This window comes from Chloroflexota bacterium (assembly GCA_014360825.1).
Classification (GTDB): Bacteria; Chloroflexota; Anaerolineae; order UBA2200; family JACIWT01; genus JACIWT01.
This window is the reverse complement of sequence record JACIWT010000054.1, coordinates 1-2,686: the sequence shown is the minus strand read 5'-3', so window position 1 is coordinate 2,686 and position 2,686 is coordinate 1. Positions and strand designations below refer to the sequence as shown.

2 protein-coding genes are annotated in these 2,686 nt (G+C 55.7%); both read left to right on the top strand.

The genetic code is table 11. The features are described 5' to 3' along the window. A partial coding sequence (locus H5T64_13445; GenBank protein MBC7265337.1) for a PD40 domain-containing protein occupies positions 1-1,271 on the top strand: 1,271 nt, incomplete at its 5' end. Between the two features lie 59 nt (positions 1,272-1,330). Further along, on the top strand, positions 1,331-2,686 hold a 1,356-nt coding region (locus H5T64_13440), incomplete at its 3' end, for a hypothetical protein (GenBank protein MBC7265336.1).

Here is a 2,686-nt window from a genome sequence, read left to right as displayed (position 1 = left end):
TTCTCCTGGTGTTTGGCAGCGTGGCGCAGCGTGCTCAACAGCAGATGGCGCTGGCACCCACCCCCTTATTGCCTGTGCCCACTTTGACATCGGAGCCATACCCGCCGCCGATACGAACGCGTCCGACCACAGAAACGCCAGAGCCATACCCGCCACCAACAAGAACGCCCGCGCCCACCATACCCACCCCTACCCTGACCACCACCCTAACGCCCGTGCCGACGCCAACAGCCTTTGTCTCAGGCTTGAAACTCCTGTGGGCCGAGGCGACTATTACTGAGGGTGTACAACGTACTCCTACTTTCTTGCTCGCAGATGTGGGCGATTTAGCAAACCGTTCAACCATCTATACTCTGCCTTGGAGTACCCAGTTGGTCCGAGCCACCCTCTCACCTGACGGAAGCAAAATTGCCTACACCACGCTCTCACGGCCAGGCGGCCGCCCTGGGTTGGAAGGCACACTCTGGGTGATGAACATAGACGGCAGTGGACAATGGGAACTAGCAGGGGGAATGGAACCTCGTGGTCCGGCAAACTGCTATCCCGCGTGGTCACCCGATAATCGAATGCTGGCTTATACAAAGTATGCACCGAAGTTCGCCGCACCGGCGGGTGAGAAGGATGAAGACTTGTACCGGACAGAGATACATGTCGTTGCCGCGGATGGCAGTTGGGAAAGAGCACTCATAGCCGACGACGCTGAATCGCCTCATCTCATTGGCTGGTCACCGGAGGGGAAGGTGCTTTATGGCCGGTTGACCAGCCAGGGGTATGAGTTATGGACAGTGGACATGGCCGGAAACAGAACCTTCATCACGCTTATGCACACAGAGCCAGTGCATCTGCGTCCGCTCCTCTCCCCGGATCACAAGAAGATGATCTTCACTACATATAGCCCTTTAGGCATCTATGAAGGGCTGGTTTACCTATCTGCTGATGGACGGGAGAAAAGGGGCATGGACATTAATTTGGAGAAACCGTGGAATATTGGTGGTTGGGTGTCAAACGATGAACTCATCCTGCATATCGGGCTGGCTAGGTACCGGATCATGGATGTACATACCATGGCCTATCGAGACATCACCGTGGCGGCTCGCCTACCAGATGGGGGTTCGGATTACTTTCTTTCAATGTCACCTGATGGTCAATGGTTGGTCATGGAGAATTACCCTAAGGGGGGAGCTAGTCTCTTGCAGGCTAACAGCCAGGTCAGGATCACGATTACTGGCAACTGGTTCTTGTTCCTGGGATGGCTTACGTATGGTCGTTAAGCGGTTGGTAGTGTGATACCTTCTACTGGAGGAGAACAATAAAGGATCTTTCAAGTCGCTTGCTACTAAGATGGTCACGGGCCACTCTGCTGGCTTTAACTGCCGGTTTTGCTGCCCTTCTCCTATCGGCCGTCTTTCTGATGCCTGCGGCACAGCCGGTTGCAGGCCATCCTATGGCCCAGGCACCGACCCCAACCCCGACCTGTTCAGTAGCACGGGTATATGGCTATCAACCCACACCAACGGCTATGGTCCCAGCATTCAACCAGGCCGCTCAAAATGACCCCAACACAGCCAATGCACGCCCTGCCTATACCTCTATCGCCCGTGGGATTCCCACACAATACCCCGGCGGCACAGGTATCACCTATGTGAGCGTTTCGCCCTCACAGCCTATCCCTGATCGCCTCCTCAAAGCCATAGGCTGGCAGGAAGGCTGGCGCCAGTCATCGAACACCCGGTGGCATCAGTTTGATGCCCCTTATGGTGGATACGGGTACACTTTGAGGGCCGGCTGCGACTACGGCGTGATGCAAATCAACGAGAATAGCATGGGTGGGATGGACAGCAGCCGAATCGCTGGTGAATATCCCTACAATATCGGCGCAGGGACGCGGATCCTGATTGACAAGTGGAATTGGATGTGTTGCATTACGCCTACTTACCGATTGATCAGTCCGAACAATCACACCTTGGCTGAGAACTGGTACTACGCCGTGACTGCATACAACGGTTGGAGTGAGGATAATGACCCAAACAACACTGTGCTCTACGAAGCGACGCGACCGCCGTTTGATGGAACCCAATTACCAGCGAACTACCCCTATCAGGAACTTATCTGGGGCTACATGGCTCATCCGGGTTCACCGCCGGGCGGTGGACAACTCTGGTCACCTGTTCGGGTGCCGTGGGTTCCTCGGGGCATCTTCGGCATCTGGCAACCGGGAAATTGGCGACCGCCCGAATGGACGCCTCGCCCGACCTTTTACTACCTGCCCGACATCAAGGCCAACTATAATGGTTGGAACTCACGCATTGTCATCCAGAACCCCCGCAGCGACCTCACTCTGGCCGTGGACATAGCGTTCTACAACCCCAATGGCGATTTCTATAAGTGGTGGTTGGAATGGCCAGAGCGGGACGATTCCCCTCCTATGCGTCTTGCTCCCCGTGCTTCTCGTGTGCTTCGTGTCGTGGATGGTTTGCCCCCAGGGGCCAGTTTCTCCGGCTCCGCTGTAATTGCTGCCAGCCAGGACATCGCTGTCTCCGTGATCCGTGTCTATCAAGGAACGCCCTACACCTGCGCCATCTACAACGCCGTCGAGACTGTTTCGAACAAGGTCTACGTTCCCCTCCTGCACCGCAACAACAACTATTGGAACTCCGAGATCATCATCCAAAACGCGGGCAGCCAG